Annotated in this window: 23 protein-coding genes; 12 read left to right on the top strand and 11 right to left on the bottom strand. The window is 71.0% G+C overall.

Annotated elements, in window-relative coordinates:
* Positions 1-93: 93 nt before the first annotated feature.
* From D7X99_RS44215 to D7X99_RS05650, 7 genes are all read left to right on the top strand, one after another.
* Positions 94-1,311 carry an endonuclease domain-containing protein gene (locus tag D7X99_RS44215; protein WP_147476033.1) on the top strand — a complete coding sequence of 406 codons (1,218 nt, stop codon included), beginning with the start codon at positions 94-96 and terminating at the stop codon, positions 1,309-1,311.
* Positions 1,292-2,308 (top strand): hypothetical protein, encoded by a 1,017-nt coding sequence (locus D7X99_RS05675; RefSeq protein ID WP_121776918.1) that lies wholly within the window; start codon positions 1,292-1,294, stop codon positions 2,306-2,308. The genes D7X99_RS44215 and D7X99_RS05675 overlap by 20 nt, the downstream gene beginning before the upstream one ends.
* Positions 2,309-2,330: 22 nt before the next feature.
* Positions 2,331-5,576, top strand: coding sequence for a DUF87 domain-containing protein (locus D7X99_RS05670; RefSeq protein ID WP_121776829.1), 3,246 nt, complete (start codon positions 2,331-2,333; stop codon positions 5,574-5,576).
* A gap of 171 nt (positions 5,577-5,747) precedes the next feature.
* Positions 5,748-8,165, top strand: coding sequence for a PAS domain-containing protein (locus tag D7X99_RS05665; RefSeq protein WP_121776828.1), 2,418 nt, complete (start codon positions 5,748-5,750; stop codon positions 8,163-8,165).
* Positions 8,166-8,208: 43 nt separating this feature from the next.
* The gene (locus D7X99_RS05660; protein WP_121776827.1) at positions 8,209-8,646 is read left to right on the top strand and encodes a hypothetical protein; all 438 of its coding nucleotides are present in this window, start codon (positions 8,209-8,211) and stop codon (positions 8,644-8,646) included.
* A 2-nt stretch (positions 8,647-8,648) separates the two neighbouring features.
* Positions 8,649-9,473 carry an aminotransferase class IV gene (locus tag D7X99_RS05655; RefSeq protein ID WP_121776826.1) on the top strand — a complete coding sequence of 275 codons (825 nt, stop codon included), beginning with the start codon at positions 8,649-8,651 and terminating at the stop codon, positions 9,471-9,473.
* A gap of 83 nt (positions 9,474-9,556) precedes the next feature.
* Positions 9,557-10,018 carry a carbonic anhydrase gene (locus D7X99_RS05650; RefSeq protein ID WP_121776825.1) on the top strand — a complete coding sequence of 154 codons (462 nt, stop codon included), beginning with the start codon at positions 9,557-9,559 and terminating at the stop codon, positions 10,016-10,018.
* On the opposite strand, the gene D7X99_RS05645 is transcribed toward D7X99_RS05650, so the two are convergent.
* The gene (locus D7X99_RS05645) at positions 10,019-10,774 is read right to left on the bottom strand and encodes a DeoR/GlpR family DNA-binding transcription regulator (protein ID WP_169826168.1); all 756 of its coding nucleotides are present in this window, start codon (positions 10,772-10,774) and stop codon (positions 10,019-10,021) included.
* Positions 10,775-10,914: 140 nt separating this feature from the next.
* Between D7X99_RS05645 and D7X99_RS05640 the strand changes: the two genes are divergently transcribed.
* On the top strand, positions 10,915-12,099 hold the full coding sequence (locus D7X99_RS05640; protein WP_121776823.1) for an MFS transporter: 1,185 nt from the start codon (positions 10,915-10,917) through the stop codon (positions 12,097-12,099).
* 167 nt (positions 12,100-12,266) lie between these two features.
* Here D7X99_RS05640 and D7X99_RS05635 read toward each other — a convergent pair whose 3' ends face one another.
* Entirely contained in the window at positions 12,267-13,004 is a 738-nt protein-coding gene (locus D7X99_RS05635) for a tetratricopeptide repeat protein (protein ID WP_121776917.1), read from the bottom strand.
* 95 nt (positions 13,005-13,099) lie between these two features.
* Here D7X99_RS05635 and D7X99_RS05630 point away from each other — a divergent pair, with 95 nt between their 5' ends.
* Both D7X99_RS05630 and D7X99_RS05625 read left to right on the top strand, forming a co-directional pair.
* Positions 13,100-13,810: a hypothetical protein gene (locus D7X99_RS05630; protein ID WP_121776822.1), complete on the top strand. Its 711-nt coding sequence runs from the start codon at positions 13,100-13,102 to the stop codon at positions 13,808-13,810.
* A 38-nt stretch (positions 13,811-13,848) separates the two neighbouring features.
* Complete coding sequence (locus D7X99_RS05625) at positions 13,849-14,676, top strand: alpha/beta hydrolase (RefSeq protein WP_121776821.1); 828 nt, start codon at positions 13,849-13,851, stop codon at positions 14,674-14,676.
* A 59-nt stretch (positions 14,677-14,735) separates the two neighbouring features.
* Here the strand turns inward: D7X99_RS05625 and D7X99_RS05620 are convergent, their stop codons facing one another.
* Positions 14,736-15,929, bottom strand: coding sequence for a FadR/GntR family transcriptional regulator (locus D7X99_RS05620; protein WP_121776820.1), 1,194 nt, complete (start codon positions 15,927-15,929; stop codon positions 14,736-14,738).
* Between the two features lie 597 nt (positions 15,930-16,526).
* Between D7X99_RS05620 and D7X99_RS42680 the strand changes: the two genes are divergently transcribed.
* The gene (locus D7X99_RS42680; RefSeq protein WP_158626929.1) at positions 16,527-16,685 is read left to right on the top strand and encodes a hypothetical protein; all 159 of its coding nucleotides are present in this window, start codon (positions 16,527-16,529) and stop codon (positions 16,683-16,685) included.
* Positions 16,686-16,700: 15 nt separating this feature from the next.
* Here D7X99_RS42680 and D7X99_RS05615 read toward each other — a convergent pair whose 3' ends face one another.
* On the bottom strand, positions 16,701-17,585 hold the full coding sequence (locus D7X99_RS05615) for an SDR family oxidoreductase (RefSeq protein WP_121776819.1): 885 nt from the start codon (positions 17,583-17,585) through the stop codon (positions 16,701-16,703).
* 70 nt (positions 17,586-17,655) lie between these two features.
* Between D7X99_RS05615 and D7X99_RS05610 the strand changes: the two genes are divergently transcribed.
* Positions 17,656-18,327, top strand: coding sequence for a TetR/AcrR family transcriptional regulator (locus D7X99_RS05610; protein WP_120580940.1), 672 nt, complete (start codon positions 17,656-17,658; stop codon positions 18,325-18,327).
* A 96-nt stretch (positions 18,328-18,423) separates the two neighbouring features.
* Here D7X99_RS05610 and D7X99_RS05605 read toward each other — a convergent pair whose 3' ends face one another.
* From D7X99_RS05605 to D7X99_RS05575, 7 genes are all read right to left on the bottom strand, one after another.
* Positions 18,424-19,227, bottom strand: a complete 804-nt coding sequence (locus tag D7X99_RS05605) for a heme ABC transporter ATP-binding protein (protein ID WP_120580939.1) — start codon at positions 19,225-19,227, stop codon at positions 18,424-18,426.
* Positions 19,224-20,309, bottom strand: a complete 1,086-nt coding sequence (locus D7X99_RS05600) for an iron ABC transporter permease (protein ID WP_121776817.1) — start codon at positions 20,307-20,309, stop codon at positions 19,224-19,226. Before D7X99_RS05600 ends, D7X99_RS05605 begins: the two co-directional genes overlap by 4 nt.
* A complete protein-coding gene (locus tag D7X99_RS05595; protein ID WP_121776816.1) occupies positions 20,306-21,199 on the bottom strand; it encodes a hemin ABC transporter substrate-binding protein in 894 nt (297 codons plus the stop codon). Before D7X99_RS05595 ends, D7X99_RS05600 begins: the two co-directional genes overlap by 4 nt.
* Positions 21,196-22,275 carry a hemin-degrading factor gene (locus D7X99_RS05590; protein ID WP_121776815.1) on the bottom strand — a complete coding sequence of 360 codons (1,080 nt, stop codon included), beginning with the start codon at positions 22,273-22,275 and terminating at the stop codon, positions 21,196-21,198. The genes D7X99_RS05595 and D7X99_RS05590 overlap by 4 nt, the downstream gene beginning before the upstream one ends.
* A complete protein-coding gene (locus D7X99_RS05585) occupies positions 22,275-22,934 on the bottom strand; it encodes an HmuY family protein (RefSeq protein WP_121776814.1) in 660 nt (219 codons plus the stop codon). Before D7X99_RS05585 ends, D7X99_RS05590 begins: the two co-directional genes overlap by 1 nt.
* A 31-nt stretch (positions 22,935-22,965) precedes the next feature.
* Positions 22,966-25,158, bottom strand: a complete 2,193-nt coding sequence (locus D7X99_RS05580) for a TonB-dependent siderophore receptor (RefSeq protein ID WP_121776813.1) — start codon at positions 25,156-25,158, stop codon at positions 22,966-22,968.
* A gap of 137 nt (positions 25,159-25,295) precedes the next feature.
* A complete protein-coding gene (locus D7X99_RS05575; protein ID WP_121776812.1) occupies positions 25,296-25,490 on the bottom strand; it encodes a hypothetical protein in 195 nt (64 codons plus the stop codon).
* Positions 25,491-25,583 lie beyond the last annotated feature (93 nt).

Genomic DNA, 25,583 nt, shown 5'->3' with positions numbered 1-25,583 from the left:
TACCTCCTTTGGGGGGCTTGTCTTCACCCGACCCGTGGGAGCAGTCTTTTGCTCACGAGGGGCGGTGAAGCCATCACTCCCGGGGGGTAGTGCTTGCCATTGGCGGGTGACGTCGCGCTGCTGGATGCGTTGGACCGCCAGGCCCGGCGCCGGGCGGAGGGCATCGCGACCCTGAGCGTGTTGGAGGGACCGGAGGCCCTGGGAGGGACGCTCTGGAGCCAGTGGGCCGCGAGGCACGGGCTGACGGTGGTGGAGGTGTCCGGGGAGGACCCGCACGAGGCGGCGCTGGGCTGGGCCCGGGCGCTGGCGGCGACCCGGGACCTGGGGGCGGACGCGGAGGCGCTGGCGACGTTCAGCTTGACGGCGGCGAATCCCAGACACACGCCGCGGTTCCAGGGAAAGACAGCCCATGAGCGGCGCGTGCTGCTGGAGGCGCTGCCGCCGCCCGCGATGCTGGCGGACGCCACGTGGGCGCTGTGCCGGGAGCTGGTGATTGGCCGTGAGGCCGTGGAACCCGGAGCGCTCCCGAACGCCGTGCGCACGGCGCTCGCGAGGAACCTGGGCGCGGGGCTGCGTGCGGTGCACGCGCTGGTGCCGCCCGGGCAGGCGCCGGTGGTGCGAATGGCGGTGGGGGAGGCGCCATCGTGCCGCGGGCTCCAGGTGGCGGGGGTGTTGAGCAACGCGGTGCCGGCGCTCGCGGTGGCGTGCGTGGTGTCCAGCGAGGCGTTGAGAGCGTTCCTTGCGGGCGGGGAGACACGGCTGAAGGCGCAGGTGCGCGAGGGCGTGCTGGAGGTGCCGGCGGAGCCGTCCGAGGCCGCGAGCGCGGTGGCGACGCTCCGCAAGCTGGAGCGCACGGGGGCGTCCGAGCAGCAGCGGGCGAGCGCCGCCGAGGTGGCGTTGGCGGTGCTGACGGGCGCGGGCGCGGCGGGCGCGGACCGGGCGCGGAGCAAGGCGGAGGCGTACCTGCGCGACCGGCTGGAGGAGCACCCGGGCACGGCGGGCCTCTTCGAACTCAACGTCCGGATTCACCCCGAGGACAAGCGCAGCTGGGAGGTGGACCTGCTGTGCCGTTCGCTGCGCATCGCGGTGGAGATCGACGGCTACCACCACTTCCAGGATCCGGAGCGGTTCCGCCGCGACCGGCGCAAGGACCTGGACCTGCAGCGCGAGGGCTACTGGGTGTACCGGCTGCTCGCGACGGACGTGCTGTCCCAGCTGGAACACATCTTCCACACCCTCGACACGTTGATTGAAGCCCGCGGGCGCGAGCCTGGCGGGCGGGAGCCACGACATGGACACCGACACTCCTGACACCCGGCTTCAGGGCCTGGCATTGGCCTGGTTGGCGACGCGCTCGCCGAAGAAGGCGGGCACGCGCACTGAGCTGGCGAAGACGCTGCAGGCCTTCGTGGAGCACCGCTGGAGCCGGGGCGAGTGGACCCGCCGGTTCGACGCGCTGCTAACGGAGCTACAGGAGGACAAGCTGGTGGAGGCCCGGAGCCGCGCGGCGCTGGCGCTGACCTCGCAGGGACGGCAGCGTGCCTTGAAGTTCCTGCGGGTGGACTCCCCCAAGGGACTCACGTGGAAGCGCGTGAAGCAGCAGCACCTGCTGGCGAAGGGCCTGGGCCTGCCGAACTCCAAGGCGGTGTTCGGGCGCCTGTCGAATGCCGGGGGCGTGCGGTCCCTGCTGCTCAAGCGGGCCCACAAGGTGGAAGGACCGGAGCTCCCCACGCTGGCGCAGGTCGAAGACCGGTTGCTGTGGCGGGAGCTGGGCGTGGAGACGGATGAGAAGCTCACCCTTGCCGCGCTGAAGGCCCACCTGCTGAGCAGGATCCTGGGCCAGGAGGTCACCAACGCGAGGCGGGGACTGGACCTGCTGGCTGCCCGCGCCGTCGGTGCGTCGCGAGTGGACGCGGAGGTGGTCCGGATGTCCGCGCTGCGGCGCTGGGTCCTGCCCGAAGGCGAGGACACGTCGAAGACGAAGACCTCCAAGCCCGTGCGCGTGGAGACGCCTCCGGCAGCACTTCCCGCCGACACGGCCTCCTTCGCAACGCGCATCCTCGCGGTGGCGAGGAAGCTCCCCACGGGGCGGTTCGGCGACAACAAGGTCTTCATCTCCCACGTCTGGAAAGCGGTCCAGCCGGAGTGGAGCAATCGCGAGGCGTTTGACACCGCGTTGCTCGACGCCAACCGCAAGCGGCACCTGTCGCTGAGCCGGGCGGACCTGGTCCAGCACATGAACGCCACGGACGTCGCCGAGTCCGAAGTGCAGTCCTACGGCGCCACGTACCACTTCGTCGTCATCTAGCCCGAACCCTCCTGGAACCCCCATGCCCACCGACGCCCGCCTCGCGGCCTTCCTGGCCGACGGTCCCGAAGTCTTCAGCAGCGTCCAGCAGGGACAGACCCTCTGGAAGCGGGACCCCTTCGATGTCGAGTCCCTCAACGCTCCCGCGCGTGCGAGCTTCGAGCGGTTGGTGAAGCGTGCCACCCGGAATCCCCCGCCGGACGCGGGCCGCATGCTGCTGCTGCTGGGTGAGTCCGGAAGCGGGAAGACCCACCTGGTGCGCGCCTTCCGCAACGGCGTCCACGCCCGGCAGGTGGGTTACGTCGGCTACATGCCGATGACCGTGGATGCGTCCCACTACGACCGCCACATCCTGTCGTACTTCATCGACTCGTTGGATCAGCCCTATGACTCCGGCGAGGGTGAGGACTCCGGGCTGATGCGGCTTTCGGACGCGGTCATGGCCCGGTGCAGGAGCGCCTTCGCCCCGCTCATCCCGGAAGAGCGCATCCTGGAGGAGCACGAGCTCCACGACATGATCCGCTCGGTCGCGGATGAGCTCCACGCGGACGAGGCGTTCCGTCACATCGACGTGCAGTTGCTGCGCGCGCTCATCTGCCTCCAGCGGCGGGAGGCGCGCTTCCACCACCGCATCCTCCAGTGGCTGCGCTGCGAGGACCTCCCCCCCGTCGACCGCGCCGTGATTGGAGACCTGGTCCCACGGACCGCCGACAACGACCCCATCCGCATGCTGAGCCATCTGGGGCTGCTCATGGGGGTGATGGGGCAGGCCATGGTGCTCTGCGTGGACCAGGTGGAGGACATCAGCGACTTCGAGCAGAGCCCTGGCATGGAGCCCTCCTTCCGCCGGGCGATGAACAGCCTGGCCGCCTTCGCCGGCAAGGTGCCCACCGCGGTCGTGGTGGTCTGCTGCCTGGAAGACTTCTGGATGAAGATGCGCAACCAGCTCAACCAGGCCATGCGGGATCGGATCGAGCACGATCCCGAGCCTGTCGAGCTGGAGACGGTGGTGACGGCGCAGACAGCCCGGGACATCGCGGCACGCAGGCTGAGCGTCCTGTTCGCGCAATCCGGCATCGCGCCGGATCCCGCCGACCCCACCTACCCCTTCCCCGCGAAGGGCTTCGAAATGCTCAGCGGTCAGCGAACGCGGGATGTCCTCAACCAGTGCCGCCGCTACCGTGAGCGCGCCATCCAGGATGGAAAGCTCCCCAAGGAGTTTCCGCTGCCCATGTCCGTCAGGGGTGGCGGCAAGCCCCCTCACGTTCCGGAAGTCAACGGCGTCCACAAGACGGACCAGGCGTGGATCGACTTCCGGGCGAAGTTCAAGGGCGCCATTCCCGAGGAGGACTCGGATGTCGCCGCGCTGCTGGCCTGGGCCATCGAGCTGGGCGGAGACGAGCTGGGAGGCTCCACCCGATTCCAGGTCAAGCCCCGCGACGAGGACTCCCTGAACGTCACCATCCAGCCCGGCAACACCCAGATGTTCGTGGCGCTCTGCAATCGCTCGCCACGAGGCGGTGGGCTGGGACGCCAGATGGCGGATGCCCTGAAGGCCTCGGCGGGGAAGCTCCCGGTGCTCGTGCGCACGACGGAGTTTCCCGGAACGCTGGGGACGCTGGTCGCGGACCAGACCACGGTGCTGCTCAAGAAGGGCGGACGCCGGGCGGTGATCGGCAACAGCGACCTGCGTGAGCTGGTGGCATTGCAGTCCTTCCAGAAGGACCACCCCGCGCCCGCATTCATGGAGTGGAGCCGGTCGATGCGGCCCGTCACCCGGCTGAAGGCGATTTCGGACGTGTTGGCCCTGGAGAAGAGCCCGCCCCACGTCCCCCCCGAGAAGGCCGTCCAGAAGCCAGAACCCGTCACCGCCCGCGTCCCGCAGGAAGAGGTTGAACTGGACGGACAGCGCATCAAGGCCGTCAGCGAGCCGCTCGTGGGCAAGGGCCAGAAGAGAACCCAGACGCCCAAGGAGATGCCGCAGCAGAAGCCGCCCGCGAATGACACGAAGCCGGGCGCGCTGCGGGTCGGCGATTCCGAGGGGGTCTTCACCAATCCCGTCTTCGTGCAGACGGAGGAACTGACGAAACACAGCGCGTTCCTCGGCGGCTCCGGCAGCGGCAAGACGACGCTGGCCTTGAACCTCATCGAGCAACTGCTCCTGCAAGGCATTCCCGCGTTGCTGGTGGACCGCAAGGGCGACCTCGCCGCGTATGCGCGCGGCGAGTCCTGGGAGGAGGAGCTGAGCAACCCCGCGATGGAGGAGCGCCGGCGCTTGCTGCGGGAGCGCGTGGACGTGGCCCTCTACACGCCGGGCCGCACGGACGGACGCGCGCTCGCGATTCCCGTGGTCCCCCGGGGGCTGGAGTCACTGCCGCCGGAAGAGCGCGAACAGAGCGTGATGCAGGCCGCGGACGCCATCTCGAGCATGCTCGAGTACCGCAACAGCGCCAGGGACAGGGCCGCGAAGGCGCTGCTCGCCCAGGCCTTGCGGCTGCTGGTGGAGCGCCCCATCGGACAGGAGCTGACCCTGGACCTGCTCCAGAAGTTCATCGCGTCCGAGGACGTCACCCTGGTCCAGGAGACGAGCGGCATCGACCAGAGGGTGTTCCCGAAGCTCGCCCAGGACCTGGCGACGCTGCGGCTCAACGCGCGAAACCTCCTGGCCTCCCAGGGCGAGAAGCTGAACATGGAGGAGTTGCTCGGGCTCGGGAGCACGAAGGTGCCGGGCAAGACGCGGCTGAGCATCATCAGCACCAAGTTCCTCGGGGGAACGCAGGGCGCGCTCTTCTGGGTGTCGCAGCTGCTCGTGGAGGCCAATCGCTGGGCCAGCCAGCATCCCTCCTCCAAGCTCCAGGCGATCCTCATGTTCGACGAGGCGGACATGTACCTGCCGGCCGTGGGCATCCCCGCGACCAAGCAGCCCATGGAGAACCTGCTCAAGCGCGCACGCTCGGCGGGCATCGGCGTGATGCTCGCGACCCAGAGCCCGGGCGACCTGGACTACAAGTGCCGGGAGAACGTGCGCAGCTGGTTCATTGGCCGCGTGAGGGAGGACCGCGCACTCGGCAAGCTCCGGCCCATGTTCTCGGATGCGCGCATGGATCCCGCCACGCGTCTTCCCGCGCAGAAGACGGGCCAGTTCCACGTCCTGCGAGATGGCCAGGTCGAACAGCTCAAGGCGGACCGGAACATCGTCAAGGCCGACCAACTCTCCGAGGACGAAATCCTCCAGCTCGCGCATCGCACCCGCGAGCAGGGCTCCTGACGTCCGTCTCACAGGCTCCCCTTCCCCGCGGGATTTCAGGCCCGCGGGCAGGGGGGCGCTCCCCTCCCGTGGACGGGACTGGCCCACGAGCGGGGAGTCATCCCCGCGCGGCTCCGCGAGGCAGCAACTCCCATACTTCCTTCAAGTGTCTTTCATGAGGGGAGTGGAGGAATGGCCGTGCGACAGGGCCAGGGACGGACCTCGCGTGGGCGCCCCGCGACCGAGGCCCCCTCATCCATCCAGGCCCTCGACGCCCTGGAGCGCATCTCGGACGCGGTCTTCGCGCTCGACCGCTCCTGGCGCTTCACCTACCTCAACTCGAGCAGCGAGTGGCTGCTGCGCCGCCCGCGCGCGGAGCTCCTCGGGCGCGACGTGTGGGATGAGTTCCCCGCGGCGCGCGGCTCCTTGTTCGAGCAGGAGTACCGGCGGGCGCTCGCGGAGCAGGTCCATGTCGCGTTCGAGTCCTACTACGAACCCCTCGATGCCTGGCTGGACGTGCGGGCGTACCCCTCCTCGGGAGGCCTCACGGTCTGCTTCCGGGATGTCAGTCCCCGCAAGCGCGCCGAACATGCACTGCATGCGTCGGAGAAGTTCCTGCGCTCCACGCTCGACTCGCTGTCCACGCACATCGCCATCCTGGATGGCCGGGGCGCCATCCTCGCCGTCAACGCCGCATGGAGGCGCTTCGCGCGCGACAACGGCTGCGCGGACGGGGACGCCCGCTGCGGCGTGGGCGCGAACTACCTGGAGGTGACCGAGAACGCACGGGGCGAGTACGCCGAGGAAGCCGCCGCCGTGGCGCAAGGCATCCGCGACATCCTCGCGGGCCGCAGCGAGTCGTTCCTCCTGGACTACCCGTGCCACGAGCCCGCGGGAGGCAAGCGGCGCTGGTTCCTGCTGCGAGCCACGCGCTTCATCGGGTCGGGCCCGCTGCGCGTGGTGATGGCCCACGAGGACATCACCGCCCGCTACGAAGCCGACGAGGCGCGCAGCCGGCTGGTGCGGGAAGAGGCCGCCCGCGAGCAGGCGGAGGCCGCCCGCGAGCGGATGAACGCGGTGCTCGAGCGCATCGCCGACGGCTTCGCCGCGTTCGACCGGGACGGGCGCTTCACCTATGTGAACCGGCCCGCGGAGGCCCACTTCGGCCTCAAGCGCGAGGTGCTGCTGGGCCGGCGGCTGGAGGAGGTCTTCTCCAGCGACCACGGCCCGGCCATGGCGGCCCTGGTGCGCCGGGCGACGACGGCGCAGCTCCCCGTGGAGGAGGAGCAACCCTCGCTCGTGGACAACCGCTGGCTGCGCGTCGTGGCGTATCCGTCCCCGGAAGGACTCTCCGTCTACTTCCGCGACATCACCGAAAAGCGGCGCGTCGAATTGTGGAGCCGCTTCCTCTCCGACATGGGCGCCGCCAGCACGCGCTCCCTGGACTGCGTTGAGGTGGTCCGCACGGTGGCGACGCTCGCGGTGCCCACGCTCGCGGACGGCTGCGCCATCTCCACGCGGGGTGGCTGCCTCGATGAGGGGGCCTCCACCGAGGTCGCCGCCGTGACGCACGAACTGGCGGACACGCTGCGAGCGGCGTGCCTCCCCGGGGCCGCGGCCGCGTTGGGGCGGACCGTGGCGCAGGCGCTGCGCACGGAGTCGGGAGTGCTCCTGCAGGGGCCCCCCGCGGACAGCCCCGGAGTGGAGTCCGCGGTGGCCGTGCCGCTGGCCCTCCAGGACCATTCCCTGGGCGTGCTGCTGCTGGTGTCCACGCACCCGGGCCTGCGCTACGGAACGGAGAGCCTTCCGCTCGTGGAGGAGCTGGCGCGGCGGACCGCGCTGGCACTGGAGAACGCGCGGCTGTACCGCACCGCGAAGCAGGCCATCGCCGAGCGCGACGAGACGCTGGGCATCGTCTCCCATGACCTGCGCGCGCCGCTGAACACCATCACCCTGCTGTCCCAATCCGCGGAGCGCAGCCTGGTCCGGACGCACCAGGAGGCCCATGCCACGGAGGCCCTGCGCAAGGTCCGCCTCGTGGTGGGCAACATGGAGGGGCTCATCGACGACCTGCTGGAGGTGGCGCGTGTGGAATCTGGGCGCACGATGCTGGACGTGGAGCCGCTGGACGTGCCCCGGCTGCTCCACCAGGTGCAGGCCTTGAACGAGCTGTTGGCGGCGGACAAGGCGCTGCGGCTCGAAGTGGAGTCCGAGCCGGGCCTCCCCCAGGTGCGCGCGGACCGGGCGCGCATGGTGCGCGTCTTCCAGAACCTGGTGGGCAACGCCATCCGCTTCACCCCGGCCGGGGGCCACATCCTCCTGAAGGCCGAGCGCCGGGGGGACCATGTGTGCTTCCGCGTGAAGGACTCGGGGCCGGGCATCGACTCGCAGTCGATGCCCCACGTGTTCGACCGCTTCTGGCAGGCCATCCACACGCGCAAGGCGGGCGCCGGCTTGGGGCTCGCCATCGTCAAGGGGCTGGTGGAGGCCCACGGCGGCCGCGTCTGGGTGGAGAGCCAGCCGGGCCACGGCGCCGCGTTCTTCTTCACGCTGCCCGGCATCCCGGCGGCCTCCGCGAGCCTCCCGCTCGGCGACGCGGTCAGCCCGTGAAGGGCCCTCAACGCAGCCGCGCACGCGGGTCTACAATGGCGCCATGTCTCCGCAGCTCTCCCCCCACGTGATGCCGTGGTTCTTCCTGGCCCTGTTCCCGGTGATGTTCGTGATCGTCTCGTACGTCCTCGCCTCGATGGGAGGCTGGCGGCGGCTCGCGCGGGACTACCGCCTGGACAAGGGCGGAGGCTTTCCGTGCAGCTCCTTCACCTCCGGCGAGGTCGGCGGGGTGGAGTACCGCGGCTGCCTCACCGTGGGGGGCGACACGCGGGGGCTCTACCTCGCGGTGCTCCTCCCCTTCCGCCTGGGCCACCCGCCGCTGTGCATCCCCTGGGCGGACGTCCGTGACCGCGTCCACGAGCGGCGCTTCTTCCTCCACTGGGACACCTTCCGGGTGGGGACGGACGGAGTGGAGCTGCGCATCCGGAGCAGCGCCCTGGCGCCGCTCGACGGCTACCTGCCCGCCGCCCGCCAGGCCTGATCATGTACTCCACCGTCACCGTCGATGGCGTCGTCCAGCGCTGGGAGGACCTGCGCCTGCACGACTTCTCCCAGGGCTTCTTCTTCGGCGCGGGCTTCTTCACCACCTTCCGCATCGACTCCGGGCATCCGAGGTTCCTCGCACGGCACCTGTCCCGCCTGCGCGGAAGCCTGGACGCGTTCTCCACGGCGGTGCGCGCTCCGGCGCCCGCGCATCTCCGCGAGGACGCCGTGCGGGAAGCCCTGCGCCGCTGTCTCACCGCGGATGCGGCGATGGGTCCCCGCTTCACCGGCGTGGGCAAGCTCGCGGTCAGCGACGGACACGTGCTGTGCACCTTCCGGCCCTTCCCCCCGGAGCTCGAAGCCCTGCACCGGCAGGGCCGCGAACTGGAAGGCGTGGAGGCCGGGGCCTACCGGCGCGCGGAGCGCACGGTGAACCACAAGGGCCTGGCCTGGTTCCGCCAGCACGCGCTGCAGCCGTGGATGCCCGTGCTCACCAACGAGGCGGCGGAGGTCTGCGAGCTGCCCACCGCCAACCTCTTCGTGCAACTGGACGGCGCGCTCGTCACGCCGCCGCTGTCCGCGCCGTGCCTGCCGGGCATCGCGCGCGCGGTGCTGCTGGCCATGGCGTCCGTGGACGGCCTGCCGGTGGTGGAGCGCGTGCTGCCGCTCGCGGACCTGTCCCGGGCGCAGGCGTGCTTCTACAGCAACGCGGTGGCGCTGGCCGTGGGCGTCCCGAGGCTGCTGGGCCGGGAGCTTCCCGACAGCCTCCGGCTCGCGGAGCGGGCCCGCGCCGCGCTCGAGGCCCGGGCCATTCGCGAGGGCTGAGTCCGTGTCCCACCCGCGCCCCCGGGAGTGCTTCGGGGCACAAGGCGCTTTCGTGGAGGCCGGGAGCCATTAACCTGGGGCGCATGAGCGCACCCTATGTCTCCCGCGTCCCCTTCGAGGCCGTCCACCCGAAGGCCCTGGCCGTGTACTGCTCGGACGGGCGCTTCACCGAGGCCGTGGAGGACCTGGCCCGCCACCTGGGCCACCCTCGCATCGACACGCTCACCCTCCCCGGAGGCCCCGCGCTCCTCAACCGCTGGGCGTCGGACTACCTGGAGAGCGAGGGCTTCACGAAGGCCGCCCGCTTCCTCATCGAAGGCCACCACATCGAGGACGTGCTGCTGCTGGCGCACGCGGGGTGCGGCTACTACCACGCGAAGCACAGCGCGCTGGGCCCGGACATCGCCGTGGAGCAGCAGCTGAAGGACCTGCACTTCGGCGCGAAGGAACTGCAGACGGCGTACCCGCACCTGCGCATCCACCTCTATTACGTGCGCCCCCACGGGAAGACGATCGAGTTCGAGCCCATCCCCCGCGAGGGATGATCAGCGCTGGACGAGCTCGACGCCCGCGAGCGCGAGCTCCCGTGCGAAACCGGCGGGGGCAGGGGCGTCCGTCACCAGCCGGTCGATGAGGGAGAGCGGTCCGACGACATAGGGAGCCGTGGTGCACAGCTTCTCCCCGGCCGCGATGACGATGACCTCCGTGGCCGCGGCGACCATGGCGCGCTTCACCTCCGCGTCTTCGTGGCTGAACACGCCCAACCCCAGCTCCGGGTGCACGCTCGCGGTCCCGAGCACGCAGAGGTCCGCGCGGAACTTGCGATACCCCTCCACGGTCTCGGCCCCGGCCAGGGAGAGGGAATCCTTCAGCAGCCGTCCTCCGAGCAGGATGACATCCACCAGCGGGTGCTCGGCGAGCACGGAGGCGACGGGCAGGCTGTGCGTGACGACCGTCAGCTTCAGGTCCGCCGGCAGCTGGGACGCGACCGCCGTGGCCGTCGTCCCCGCGTCCAGGAAGATGAGCTGTCCGGGGCGGAGCAGGCCCGCCACGGTGGCGGCGATGGCGCCCTTGGCCGCCACGGACTCCTCCCGCCTTCCCGCATAGGTGGGCGAGATGGGCGTGCGGGGGACCGCGCCGCCATAGACGCGACGGAGCAGCCCCTCCTCGGCCAGCTCCCGGAGGTCACGGCGGATGGTGTCCTCGGAGACGCTGAACTCCTCGGCCAACGCGGACGCGGCGACACGTTGGTCCCGGGCCAGGAGCTCGAGGATCCGCTTGTGCCGCTCTTGGGTGACCATGCGTCCGCCTCCATGCCTGATTCGGCACCCCGGATACCGACTTCGGCTCGGCTCGTTGCAAACGGGAGCCTGATTCGGCAGATATATGCCGAATCGTGCAGATTTCATTCACGGAAGACAAGGTCCCAGGGCGGCAACCCATGAAGCAGCAAGACGTAGGAAGGGCGCTCCTGGCGCTGTCCCTGGGTGGCTTCGGCATCGGGACGACCGAGTTCGCCACCATGGGCATCCTCCCGCAGATCGCGAGCGGGCTGGGGACGACGATTCCCCGGAGCGGGCATGTCATCGCCGCCTATGCGCTGGGCGTGGTCGTGGGAGCGCCGCTGGTCGCCATCGTGACCGCTCGGATGTCGCGCCGGGCGCTGCTGCTGCTCTTGATGGTGGCGTTCACCCTGGGCAACACGGTCTCGGCGCTGGCGCCGACCCTCGACACGCTCGTCGTGGCCCGGTTCATGGCGGGCCTGCCGCACGGCGCCTACTTCGGGGTGGCCTCCGTCGTGGGAGCCGAGCTGTTGGGAGCCGGGCGCAAGGGGCGTGCGGTGGCGCTGATCATGGCCGGGCTCACCGTCGCCAACATCATCGGTGTCCCTGTGGCGACGTTCCTGGGGCAGCAACTGGGCTGGCGGAGCACGTTCCTGCTGGTCGGTGCCATTGGACTGGTGACGCTCGCGGCCCTGTGGCTGTGGGTGCCGCACGTGGCGTCACTGGGAGGCAGCAGCATCCGTCAGGAGTTGTCCGCGCTGAAGCAGCCGCAGGTGTGGTGGACGTCGCTGGTGGGCGCGGTGGGCTTTGGAGGGCTGTTCGCGGTCTACAGCTACATCGCGCCGACGCTGACGTTCGCGTCGGGCCTGCCCGAGTCGGCGCTACCGTGGGTGCTCGCCCTCTTTGGCGTGGGCATGACGATGGGGGCGATGCTGGGAGGCCGTCTGACGGACCATTCGGTGTCGCTCGCGATGTGGGTGGGGTTTGGCGCGACGACGCTGGTGATGACCCTGTTCGCGCTCACGGCGACGTCGCCCTGGGCGGCGGTCCCGCTCGTGTTCCTCATCGGAATCTCGGCGCAGTTCCTCGCGCCCGCGGTGCAGGTGCGGCTCATGGAGGCTTCGCCCGGTGCGCCCTCTCTTGCTGCGTCGATGTCGCACTCCGCCCTGAACATCGCCAACGCGGCGGGAGCATGGCTGGGCGGCGTGGTCATCGCGGCCGGGTATGGCTACCTCGCGCCGGCCTGGGCCGCCGTCGCGCTCACACTGGTCGGAGCTGGGATCTTCGCGGTCTCGAACCGTGTCGGCGGCCATCCCGCGCCGGCACAAGCCGAGCACGCGTAGCCCTCCGAGGCAGCGCGGCAGTCGCGAGAACAGAAGCGCCCAGCACGTCCCGCACCGTCGAGCCTTGTCGCGCGTCCATCCACAAGAAGGCGCTCGGCGCGTCCCGCCCTCAGAAGCAGCCGCGCCTTGTCGCCCGCCAAGGAGCGCGCCCAGCGACGAGGATGTGCTCAGCGCGTCCCGCCCTCACGAGATGCCGCGTCCTGGAGCCCGCTACGGAGCGCGTCCAGCAATGACGGCGGGTCACCCACGCGGAAGGCCTGGAGCCCCGCGTGGAAGTCGGCGCGAGAGCCCGTGACATCGTCACGCTGAAGCCTGAGCACGCCCCGCTCGTACAGCAGTTCGGGGTCCACCGCGTCGCCGACCTGGGACGCGAGTGCTTCGGTGAGGTCCGCTTCCGCGGCATCCATCCGCCCCGCGCGGGCGCGACTCCGGGCCCGCTGCTGGAGCAGCCATGGATTGCCCCGGTCCTCCGCCAGGGCCGCCGTCCAGTCCGCCTCCGCCTCCGTCAACCGCCCCAGCACTCCGAGCGACTCCGCGCGCTTCATGTGCAGCACCAGCGCCTTGCGGAACCCCGCGGCCTCCACCTGCGCGAACTCCTCCACCGCCTCCGCGTGCCGGCCCAGCCGGGCGAGCGTGAGCGCCCGGTGGTAGCGCGTGGCCACGTGGCCCGGCGCCAACTCCAGCACGCGGTCGAACCAGGGCAGCGCCTCCGCCGGCTGGCCACCCCACACCCCCAGCGTCAGCCCCACCTCGACCAGCACCCGCACCTGCGTCGGATGCGCCTCCGCCAGCGTCCGCGCCAGCGCCAGCGCCGACGTGTAGCGGCCTCCCCGGCGCAGGCGGTCCACCTCGCGCAAGGGCTCGGAGAGCTCCGGGGGCCACGCCTGTCGTCCGTTGCGTTCCATGGGGTGGGGGCGGTCATCCGGCATTTCGCAGGCACGTCCCGGGGTGTCAAGGCGACGACTTGACCCGGAGGCCCGGTCGCGCGAAGAGCGCTGGCATGAAGCCCTGGGAAACAGTGGAGCGAGCGCAGTTGCCGGACGTGGGCGAGGTCGTGCTCGCCAAGCGGGACGAAGAGTACGTGCTGCGCGTGCGCGGCCAGACGTTGATGTCCAGCCGCCAGCATGGCTCGGAGATGGCCATGGCCGACGCCGGCTGCGCGAACTTCGCGGCGGACGCGCCCGCCCGGGTGCTCGTGGGCGGGCTGGGCTTCGGCTTCACGGTCCGCGCGGTGCTCGACCGACTGGGACCGGGTGCCCGCATTGTCGTCGCGGAGCTGATGTCCCCGGTCGTGGAGTGGAACCGGGGTGTGCTCGCGCCGCTGGCGAACGCGCCGCTGGAGGACCCGCGAGTCACCGTGGTGGAGGGTGACGTGGGCAAGGTGATGCGCAGGCAGCAGGGCGCCTTCGACGCCATCCTGCTCGACGTGGACAACGGCCCGAAGGCCCTGACCCACCCGGACAACGACAGCCTCTACGACCTCACCGGCGTGTCGCACGCCTTCAACTCCCTGCGCTCCAACGGAACGCTGGTGGTGTGGAGCGCCGGGCCCTCGCCCGCGTACGTGAAGCTGCTGGAAGAGGTGGGCTTCACCGTCAACCTCCTCCACCCCACGGCGCACGGCACCAAGGGGCCGCGGCACACCCTCTTCGTCGCCCGGCGCGTGCCCAAGGCGAAGTCCTCGTCGTCCCGTCCGCCGTCCCGTCGCTGAAGAACCCGAGCATTCATCCCTTCCTGAGGTGGCAGCCCATGCGGGGTGTCCGTCTGTTCCTGCTCGCCGTCGTCCTTGTCAGCGGCGTGGCCCAGGCCGCTGAAACGGAGCCGATGCCTCCGCACGCGACGTTCACGCTGCCGTCGAAGAAGCTGCGGGAAACGCGGCGCATCAACGTCTACACGCCACCCGGCTATGACGCGGCGAAGGGCGTGCGCTACCCCGTCCTGTACATGCCCGACGGCGGCGAACAGGAAGACTTCCCGCACGTCGCCACCACGGTGGACACCGCCATCCGCGCCGGGGAGATGCGGCCCGTCATCCTGGTAGGCATCGAGAACACCGAACGGCGCCGGGACATGACCGGCCCCACGCAGGTCGCGGAGGACAAGAAGATCGCCCCGCGCGTGGGTGGCTCCGCGGCGTTCCGCGCCTTCCTGCGCGACGAGCTGATGCCCCACGTCCGCCGCAAGTACCGCGTCACCGACGAGACGGCCATCATCGGCGAGTCGCTCGCGGGGTTGTTCATCATGGAGACGTTCTTCCTCCAGCCCGGGATGTTCGGCACATCCATCGCGCTGAGCCCCAGCCTCTGGTGGAACAACGAGGAATGGGTGCGCAAGGCCGGCGACCAGCTCAAGGCAAGGCCGGGCCTGAAGGCCACGCTCTACATGGCGTCCGCCGGCGACGACGTCGCGGCCGAAGCCGGACGCCTGGCCGAAGCGTTCCGCGCGACCGCGCCCACGGGACTGAAGTGGAAGTACGAACCCCATCCCGACCTGCTCCACGCCAACATCTACCGTTCGCTGGAGGCGAAGGTACTGCGAGAGGCCTTCGCGCCAGCCACCACCAAGGCCGTCCCTTGAGCAGATAGCCAGACGCAAATCGCCCCAGGAACAACAGAGGACGCAGGGGCCGTCGCCACTCACGAAGCAGGCAGACCCAGGGTCATGGCAATGAATCGCCAGAGGCGAGCGGCCCACTGCCCCAGGGGGCTCCGGCCACCATGAAGCGGACCGGTGTCCGTGTGCACCGCCCCCTGAGAGAACCCGCGAGAGCCCCTGGGCAAGAGTTGCTCCTCCACTCTCAAGGCGGCAGGACCTGTCCGACAGCAGGACACGTTGCCCACGGCCGCGCTCACCGAATCCCCGGCACACGCCCCACCTGGCTCACAGGGTACGAGCCCGATGGCGGCTGGAGACAGTAGCGGCCCGCTGGTTTGCTCCACGCGGAAGCCGTGTTCCTGGACGAGCCCCTCACTGCTCTCGACTGCTGGGGTGGGACAGTCAAGGCCACGCTCCTCCACGCCGGGGCGTGTTTCCATTGCATTGACCTGCGCGGTGGCTGACGCAGGGGCAGGGGGGATTTCCTCCTGGGCGCGGTCGTCCTGAGAGGATGGGCGCCCCTGAGGAGCAGGGGCGAAGGCGTTCAGCACGTGCTCATCGCGCGCTTTCAGCAATGCTGGCAGCTCATGCTGAAGTGCCTGCACGTCGCGCTCGTTCAGAATCTCCATCACGCGGATGGCCCACTCGTGCAGCGCCCCTCCGCCCATGAGCGGCAGCAGTTGGGCGGCTCCTCCCAGGAATGCCCGCTGCAGGGATTGAACGAGGAGCACGTGCCCGGGACGCGCCGCCACCCGCGCCGCATGCCGAAGCAATTCGAATTCCGCTCGCGCGCAGACTTCCCCCGACTCCCAGCGCGCCGCGTCCTGGAGCCGGTAGCACGTGCTCCCCAGCCGGTCCAGGTCGAGGTCCGAGGCTCTCGCGCAGCAGTCGGCCAGCAACTCCACCAGCGCCTGCCGCTTGAGGCTGAAGTAGCCCTCCAGAAGCCACCGCGCATCCGGGTTGCTCGCGTCATGCAGCGCCAGGCCCAGGTTCTCCAGCGTCAGCGACTCATCCAGCGGCACCGCGCGCGTCTTGCGGCCGGAGCGCTGCACCACCAGGCCTCGCGCCGCCAGCCGCCGCAGCGCCTCGCGGATGGTGCCCCGGCACACCTCATAGCGGCGCGCCAGCTTCGCTTCGGAGCCGAATCGCCCGCTCGGGTGCAGCCGCCCCAGCGCGATGTCGCGCTCGATTTGCGCCTCCACATAGGCCACGAGTCCTCGCCGCTCCATCCCCATTCCCCTTCCTCGTCCCAGCATCGCCATCCAACCACAGGGGTCTGACATGGACGTGCGGGCCCACCCTTCTCATTGCCAGCCAGGGGGGCACCCTCCGGGCCCGGTCGGAGAAAACCTGTCCGACTGTCGGACAAGTTCTCGGGCCGCATGGGGCGAAAACCTGTCCGACTGTCGGACAGGTTTTGAGGCAACCGGCCCCGGACGGGGGCGTCTGTCCATGCCCCACTTTCGCGTCCGCGCACGGCCACGACCGCGGCCCACCATCAAGGTTGGGGCTTCATGCGGTGCATTCCTGTCCGACTGTCGGACAGGTTTTGAGGCAACCGGCCCCGGGCGGGGGCGTCTGTCCATACCCCACCTTCGCGTCCGCGCGCGGCCACGACCGCGGCCCACCATGGAGGTGGGGCTTCATGCGGCACATCCCTGTCCGACAGTCGGACAGGTTTCCGGAAAGCGTGCCCGGTGGGCGGCGCTGTGCTCCTCGATGAGAACTTCAGGCCTTGGGATTGGCCAACCCCTGTGCAAGTCGCTGCACATCCGGGCGCAGGAAGGACGGGGGCTGGAGTTCGTGGCTCGACCCGGCCGTGGTGGCCTTCCGTGGACGCATCAGTCCTTCGGAGCTGGAGGGCTTCGTTCGTCTTCACTGGCGAGTGGGCCCCGCGCAGCGAGGCCTTCTTCCAGCTCACCGACGCGCAGCTCGCAGTGGCCCTGGACTCGCCCACGCCGCCGGTGCCGAAGCGGCGTCCGGCATCCTGAGCCTGGGGCACGCCGCTACGGCGCGAGCCGCGCGGTGCCCGTGCCCACCGCCTCTGGCGGCCGCATCATCACGGCCGCCACGCGCAGGCCCAGCCAGCGCGGCGTGAAGCGCGTCAGGTTCGCCTGCATCCAGTTGCGCCACCCCGGCACCGCCGACGCGCGGCCCTGGTCCAGGGCCTTGAGGGCGTGCAGCACCACCTCCTCCGCCGTCGCCATGGGACCGACCGCGGCCTGCTGGGTGCCCACCACCTCGAAGAAGGCCGTCTTCACGGGACCCGGGCACAGGGCGAGCACGCGCACGCCGCGCTCGCGCGTCTCTTCCGACAGCGCCTCCGTGAAGGACAGCACGAACGCCTTGCTGGCCGCGTAGATGGCCATGTACGGCACCGGCTGGAAGCCCGCGATGGACGCCACGTTGAGGATGCCGCCCACGCCGCGCGCGAGCATGTCCGGCAGGAACAGGTGGCTGGTGTCCGCCAGTGACGTGACGTTGAGCATCACCTGCTCGTGCTGCCGCGCGAACGGCGCCGCGTCGAAGGCCCCGTGTGTGCCGAAGCCCGCGTTGTTCACCAGCAGGTCCACCCGCAGGCCCTTCTCCTGGCACCGCGCATATAGCTCTCGGCCCGCGCCCTCGCGGCCCAGGTCCAACGCGATGACCTCCGCCTGGATGTGGTAGGCCTCCTTCAGCTCCGCCGCCAGCGCGCGCATCCGGTCCTCGGAGCGGGCCACCAATATGAGGTCCATCCCTCGCGCCGCCAGCGCGCGGGCGAACACCACTCCCAGGCCGGACGACGCGCCCGTCACGAGCGCGCGGTGACCCGCGTAGGGGAAGGCCTTGCCCCTCGGGGCGGACGGCGAGACAGCCGAATGAACAGGAGACTGGGACGAGGTCGTTTGCATGGGGTTAGAATGTGAGCGGTCGCTCACGTTCTCAACTCGCGTGGTGCTCACATTCCCTCGAGGAGTCCTCATGCCCCGCCGTCCCCCTCCCTCCCGTCGCAGGGCGCCCCGCCAGGAGCGGGCGCAGGCCACGGTTGATGCCATCCTCACCGCGACTGCTCGCGTTCTGCTCAGGGATGGCTACGAGGCCGCGAGCACCAACCGCATCGCCCAGGAGGCGGGGGTCAGCGTGGGCTCGCTCTACCAGTACTTTCCCAGCAAGGAGGGGCTGGTGACGGCGCTGATGGAGCAGCACCGCGCGCGGTCGCTGGCGGACTTCGAGTCCGGGCTGGTGCCGCTCGCCGGGCAGCCGCTTCCGGTGGCGATGCGGGCCATCATCCGGCAGGTGCTCGCGGTCAAGCGGGAGAACCCTCGCCTGCAGCAGGTGCTTCATGAGCTGATGCCGCGGATGCGACAGTGGGGCCTGTCGGATGCGTACTCGCAGCGGCTGCACCGGCTGGTGCGGGCGTTCCTCGCGCCCCGCTTCGAGGACCTGCGCCCCCGGAACCTGGACATGGCGGTCTTCATCCTGGTGAACACCGTGGAGGCTCTGTGCCACACGGCGCTGACGGACAGGCCGGACTACGTGGAGGACGATGCGTTCGTGGATGAAATCGCCGCGCTCGCGGTCGGCTACCTGCGTCCGGAGCCGGCCCAGGCGCGTCCAAGGCGCGCGACGCGGGAGCGCGTGGCCCGCGTGTAAAGGGCACAACGTCCTTCCGCGAGGAGGGTCCAACGCGTGGCCTTGGAGGGGCGTTCTCGCGCGTGGACACCCTCCTCGCGGCAGGAAGGCCGTGTGTCAGGGCGGCGCGGGTGCGCGGCCCAGGGGAATCACCAGCGGCCCGGGCAGGTCCGGCCGCGACACCACCTCCACCTGCAACCCGAAGGTGCCCGCGATGAGGCCAGGCGTCAGCACGCCCGAAGGCGTGCCCGTCTCCACGCACCGGCCCTGATCCAACACCGCGATGCGGTCCGCGTACCGCGCGGCCAGGTTCAGGTCATGCAACACCGCGAGCACCGCGCCGCCGTCCTGCGCGAAGGCGCGAGCACGCTCCAGCACCAGGTGCTGGTGGGACAGGTCCAGGCTCGCCGTCGGCTCGTCCAGCAGCAGGTAGCGGTGGCCATGCGCGGGCGGCGTCCACAACTGGGCCAGCACGCGGGCCAGCTGCACGCGTTGCCGCTCGCCACCGGAGAGCGTGGTGTACGCGCGCGAGGCCAGGTGCTGCGTGTCCGTGGCATCCAGCGCCGCGCGGGCGATGTCCAGGTCGGACGCGTCACCGCCACGCCGGGCATGCGGGCTGCGGCCCAGGGCCGCCACTTCCAGCGAGGTGAAGCCGAAGCCCAGGGAAGACTCCTGCGGCAGCACGCCCAGCCGCTGTGCGCGCTCCAGGTAGGGCCACTGGTGCAGCGCGCGGCCCTCCAGGTACACGTCGCCCGTCTTGCAGCGCAGCTCGCCTGACAGCGCCGCGACCAGGGACGACTTGCCCGCGCCGTTGGGGCCCACCACGGCCAACACCTCGCCGGGCTGGACCTCCAGCGACAGTGGACCGGCCACCCTGCCCCGCCCGCGCCACACCTCGATGCCGCGAGCTTCCAGGCTCATGCCGCCCCCTTGCGCGCGAGCAGTCCGATGAAGGCGGGCACACCCAGCACCGACGTGAGCGCGCCCACCGGCAGCTCCGATGGGGAGGACAGCGTGCGCGCGAGCAGATCCGCCGCGAGCAGCAGCGAAGCCCCCGACAGCGCGGACGCGGCCAGCAGCCTGCGGTGGTCCGGACCGAGCGCGATGCGCAGCAACGCCGGCACCAGCAGGCCCACGAAGCCAATCATCCCGCAGAACGACACCGCGGCGCCCACGCCCAGCGCCGCGGCGAGGATGAGCTTGCGCTTGAGCCGCTCCACGTCCACGCCCAGGTGCCACGCCTCACGCTCACCCAGGAGCATCAGGTTGAGCGCCCGGGCCTCGCTCAAGAGCAACCCCAGCGTCACGACCAGCGGAATCGCCGCGGCGCCCACGGTCTCCCACGACGCGCCGCCCAGGCTGCCCAGGCTCCAGAAGGTGATGGTGCGCAGCTGCGCGTCCGACGCGGCGTGCGTGAGCAGGCCCATGCCCGCGAACGCGCCCGCGCTCACCGCCACGCCCGCCAGCAGCACGCGCGGCGTGTCCGTGCGCCCTCCGCCCGTGCCCAGCCGCAGGGCGAGCACCGTCGCCGCCAGCGCGCCCAGGAAGGCCGCCCCCGGCACCACCAGCATCCGGAAGGGCCCCACGTGCGCGGCCAGCGTCACGTCCAGCACGATGGCCAGCACCGCGCCCAGCGCAGCCCCACTGGAGGTGCCAAGCAGGCCGGGCTCCACCAGCGGATTGCGGAAGAGGGCCTGGAGCGCGGCGCCCGTCGTCGCCAGCACCCCGCCCACCATCACGGCCATCAGCATGCGCGGCAGGCGCAAGGTGAGCAGCACCGCTCGCTGCATGGCGTCCAACTTGTGGGGGGCCTCGCCCAGGCCCAGCGCCTCCCAGAGACTTCCGAGGATGGCGGACGGAGGCACCGTCATGGAGCCCACCGCCAGCGACGCCAGGACCATCAACGCCAGCAGCAGCCCCAGCGTCACCCAGGGTCCCGCGCCCGGCCCCCTGGAAGGCACCGGACGCGACGCGGGCACGGGCATGGCCTCCGACGCGCTCATTTGCCGCCGCCCTTCACCGGAGCAGTAGCCGGAGCCGGGACCAGCGCGTCCTGCACGCGGGCCACCGCCTGGCCCAGGTTGGGCCCCAGGCCCATGAAGTCCACGTCCTCCACGGTGACGAGCCTCCAGCCCTTCACCTGCGACAGCCCGGGCAGCTTCGCCAGCCCCTCCGCGCCGCCCACGGACGACACCGAGCTCGCGGGCAGCAGCACGAACTCCGGCGCCGCCGCCACCACGGCCTCCGCGCCCAGCGGCTTGTAGCCCGGCAGCGAGTCCGCCGCGTTCATCCCGCCCGTCAGGCGGATGAGCGTGTCCGCCACGGTGCCCGAGCCCGCCACCATCATCGTGCCCGCGCCGCGAGCGTAGATGGCGAGGATGCGCGGCGGCTTCGTGCCCTTCACCTGCGTCGCACGGTCCGCAGCCTTCTTCAGGTCCGCGTCCAGCTTCGCCACCAGCGCCTTGCCCTGCTCCAGCGTGCCCAGCCGCTCCGCGATGCCCTGGATGCGAGCGCGCGCACCCTCCACCGTGGGCTCGTTGGCGAACGTCTCCACCTTCATGCCCGCCTGCTTGAGCTGCTCCAGCACCGGCGGAGGCCCGGCTTCCGCGGAGCCCAGCAGCAGGCCCGCGCCCAGCGACAGCACCCCTTCCGCGGACAGCGCGCGCTGGTAGCCCACCGTGCGCACCTTGGATGCCTCCGGCAACGCCGCGCTGGAGTCGTCCACGCCCACCACCCGGTCGCCCGCGCCCAGCGCGAACACCGTCTGTGTGATGGCCGGTCCAATGGTGATGAGCTTCGGCGCCGGTGCGGGCTTGGGGGCGGGAGGCGCCGCGTGCGCCACCAGCGCGAACAGGGCCGTGGCGAGGCCCCACTTCGAGGCCGTCCGCCTCATGACGCCACCTCCACCGCGGGCAGCGTCCGGACCAGTTCCTCCATCAGCGTCCGCCACGCGGGGGACTCCAGCTCGCCCGGCTTCCGCTTGCCGAACAGCAGCGCGATGTTCTCTCCCGCCTTGTCGAACAGCTCCAGCGAGGTGACGTCGCCGTCGCGCGTGGGCTTGCGCACCACCCAGGCGGTGTGGACGTGGTCCGCGCGGACGTGCAGGTTGAAGCCCGGGTCCATCACGTTCATCCACGGGCCCATGGGCCGCACCGTGCGCACCGGGCCGGTGTGGATTTGAATCGCGCCCGGGTTGCCCACGAACACCATGATGGGCAGCTCGCTCGCCGCGGCGCGCTCCAGCGTCCAGCCCAGCGAGTCCGGCGTCACCGGCTTCGCGAACTCCGTCCCCGCGAGCCGCAGCGCCTGCGTGCGCGCCACCTTGAACTTGCCGAGCAGCGCGAAGAATTCGTGCGTGTCCTGGAGCGCGCGCCAGCCGGCCTTGAGCCCCAGCGCGTCGATCTCCGAATCCGGCCGGGGCTCGGCGGGAGGAGCCACCGGCACCACGTCCAGCACGTGGCTCTGGTCCTCGTGCTGGAGCTCGCGCACCAGCCCCTCGAAGGCGGCGACGTTCGCGTCGTCCTGGAGGTAGATCTTGTGCACCGCCGTGCCGGCGGCGTCGAACACCTGGAAGCTGCGGCGCACCGTGCCGGAGAGGTCCTCGCGCAGCGCGAAGACGAAGCACCAGCGCGACAGGAACAGCCGCAGGTCGATGTCCTCGTCCAGCACCAGCGCCCGGGCGCCGTGCAGCTCCACCTTGCGGTAGATGCCCTTCTTCTCATGTACGGCGGACGCGTTGCGCGTGAGCGCCATCACCCGGCCCAGCGACTCCAGGCGGGGCAGCAGCACGTCCAGGCGCGGCTCCAACCGCACCAGCTCGCCATTCAATCCGGTGGCGAGCAGCTCCGCCTCGCTCACGCCCAGCTTGTCCGCCGCGTCGCGGATGCGCATGCGCGGCTCGGACTCACGCAGGGCCACCCAGCGCTCTCGCAGCGTGGCGAGCGGGCTCCCCTCCTCCGTGCGGCCCATCACGGCTGCCCCCCGGCCGGCGCGGCGACCTTCGCCCAGAGCAGCTTCATCATCGCGGGGGTGCCGGCGGCGTCGTAGTAGGACTGCACCTGCACCTTGAAGTACGTGCCGGAATCCGAGCGCACGACGTAGAGCTGGTCGCGCGGCGTGAGCGTGTGGGTCAGCAGGTCATAGGAGTACCAGCCGTCCCCCGCGTTGAAGACGGTGTCCGGGCTGTCGCCGGTGTCCAGGCCGTCCGCCGCGTCCGTCACGTAGCCGGACGCGGGCGCCTGGGTGAGCGCCGCGAACGTCGTGCCCGGCACGATGGCCACCTGCACGCCGCCCGTGCCGCTGACGCCGCCGCGCGCCATCACCGTGTAGCGCTGGAAGGCCAGGTCCCAGACCGCGTCCTCCGTCGCGCTCACCTCCTTGCCCGTGTCCAGGTCCAGGCCAATCCACACCTTGCCGTCGGTCGCGTTGACGACGGAGGTGAACGAACCGTCGCCGTTGTCCTGGTGCTTCAGGTTCGCGCCGTCCTGCGGCGTGACGACGGGGTTCTCGTCCTCGTCAGGCCCTGGCGTGGGCTGGAGGTCGTCACCGCACGCGGTGCCCAGGCCCGCGATGAGCAGCGCCGCGCAGGCGCGGCCCAGGAAGCCGGGACGGAAGGGAATGGGGAACATGCGGACTCCTTCAGTGTGCAGGGGTGAAGAATCAGAACCGGGTGGAGACACCGGCCTGGAGGGTGCGGGGTGGGATGGGCAGGTCCGTCGGATTGCCCGCACCGGTGAGGTTGCTGCCCACTACGAAAAGCTGGAGCCCGCCCGCTGGCATCAGCCAGGCGACTCGGGCATCCAGGGAGACGGTGGGGCTGGCACGGTAGGAATCCGCCACACCGTCTCCGTTGGTATCGGGATAGAAAGGACGCTCGCCAGTGAGCGCGCCGCGCAGGTTGGCCTCCAGGCCCCACTCGCGGTGGCGCCACGTGGCCTGCGCGGTGAGCCGGTGCCGCGCCTGGCCCTCCAGCGCGCGGTCCAACTCCTGGTCGGTGCCGTCGGTGAGCGTGTAGCCCAGCTCCACCTGGATGCGGCCGGGCAGCGTCTGGCGCAGGCCCAGCTCGCCGCCGCGCACGCGCGCCCGGGCGATGTTGATGTACGAGTAGCGCAGGAAGTCGCCCTCGGACTGCAGCGACGCGGAGATCATGTCGCGCAGCGAGTGCTGGAACAGGCCCACCCACACCACGGAGTCGCGCGTGGGGCGCGTCTCCACGTTGAAGCTGAAGCTGCGCGAGCGCTCCGGCTTCAGGTCCGGGTTGCCGCGCACGGTGTAACCCACGGAGGGGTTCTCGAAGTCGATGAGCAGATCCTGGAAGCTGGGCGCGCGGTAGCCCCAGCCGTAGCTGCCGCGCACGGTGAGCCACGACAGGGGGTCCACCTTCAGCGCGAAGCGGGGCGTGAGCGCGAGCCCGAACTGCGAATCCACATCCACCCGTCCGCCGCGCATCGCCACCAGCCCCTTGCGCTCCCACAGCGTCCAGCTGTCCTGCGCGTACAAAGAGCCGCGACCGCGCCGCCCGCGTCCGCCGTCCAGCCGGTCCGACTGCAGCCATTCACCCAGGTACTCGGTGCCCACCACCAGCGCGTGGCCGGCGCCGGGACGCGCGTCCATCTGCGCGCCCACGCGGGCCTGCTGGTCGCGGGTGTCCTCCACGGTGTCCAGCGCGGAGGCGTTGCGCTGGTCGCGCAGGTAGCGCCGCTCGTAGTGCCCGTAGGACACATCCGCACGCAGGTTCACCTTCTCCCCCAGCCGCCAGGACGGTGACAGGCGCGAGGCGAAGGTGTTGTCGCGGGTGGCCCGGTCGAACACCGCGCCCGCGGCGCCCAGGTCCACGCCTCGCTGGATGCGGTGCGAGTAGGAAGCGGTGCCCTCCAGCGACATCGTCTCCGAGCCACGCCAGTCACCGCGCGCGGACAGGTCATAGCCGCTCAGGCTGCTGCCCGTGGTGCCAATGTCCGTGGCGTCCAGGTCGTAGGCGGAGCGCCGCTGGAGCCCGGCGCTCATGCGCAGGCCCCACGCGTCGCCGCGCGTCTCACCGGTGGCGTCCAGGTCCAGGCGCCCGAGCGTGCCGTACGCGGCGCGCAGGTCCGCGCCCAGGGTGCGCTGCGCGCGGCGGGTGATGAAGTTCACCACGCCCGCCACCGCGTCGCTGCCGTAGAGCACGGACCCGGGGCCCTTCACGATTTCGACCTGCTCGATGTCCTCCAGCGACAGGCGCGACAGGTCGATGTTGCCGTCCACCTTGCCGGTGACGCGCTCGCCGTCCACCAGCACCAGCACGTACTCCGGGGCCAGGCCCTGCATGGACAGCCCGGAGCCCGAGAAGCCCTGCTGCACCACGAAGCCCGGGCGCGCGTTCAACAACTCCGACGCGTCTCGCGCGCCGCTGGCGACAATCTCCGAACGGGTGATGACCTCGGTGGCCACCGGCGTCTCGCGCAGACGCTCCTGCGTGCGAGAGCTCGTCACCACCGTCTGGAGCGCGGGAGGCTCCTCCACCGGAGGCGTGGCCTCCACCGCTTGAACGGGCTTCGCGGGCACGGCCTCCGCGGACACGGAGGCGGCATCCGGCTCCGACGGCGACGCGGCCGCGGGCTCGGCTGACGCTGCGGACTCCGCGGACACGGCGGTGGCACCCGGCTCCGACGTCGACGAGGCCGCGGGCTCCGCTGACGTAGCGGCCTCCGCGGCTGGCGCGGACTCCTGCCCCGGCGTCTCCGGCGCGGGCTCCGCGTCAGACGGTGACGCGACCCGCGCCACGCCTCCGTCCGCGGACGGCACGTCCTCCGCCCGGGCCATGCCGGACACGGCACTCCACAGCAGCGCGCACAGCCACCAACGCCCGGACATCCCACGTCCTCCCGGCACGAAAGCCGGGGGGCCTCCGCTCACGGGAAGCCTGTCGGGCGCTGGGCTCAAGGGCCTCGGGCCTCAGGAAACACACTGCCGCGAGCCCCTCACCGAAAGGCCCGGTCCTTCAAAGCGTCTCAGCCGCCACTGCCCCGGGGAGCACCGCCGCCCCGTGGCTCCGCCGACGAACCCGGCTCCAGGGGAACCACCTGCGTCCGGTGACACCGGCGGCACTTCAGCTCCACGCCGCCCGGCACCAGTCGCGCCAGCAGGCTGCCGCACATGCAGCGCAGCTCTCCGGCACTTCCCTGTGGCCCGCATCCCTCGTGCATCGCGGCTCCCTGCGTTCGATGGGGCCGGACGATATTGATACTGACTATCAAAGTCAAAAGACTTCCAGTGAACGCTCCAGGTAGGCGTCTGGA

The organism is Corallococcus sp. AB032C (assembly GCF_003668935.1).
Lineage (GTDB): Bacteria > Myxococcota > Myxococcia > Myxococcales > Myxococcaceae > Corallococcus > Corallococcus exiguus.
Note: the sequence above shows the minus strand (reverse complement) of the source record. Positions and strands in the feature narration are given on the sequence as shown.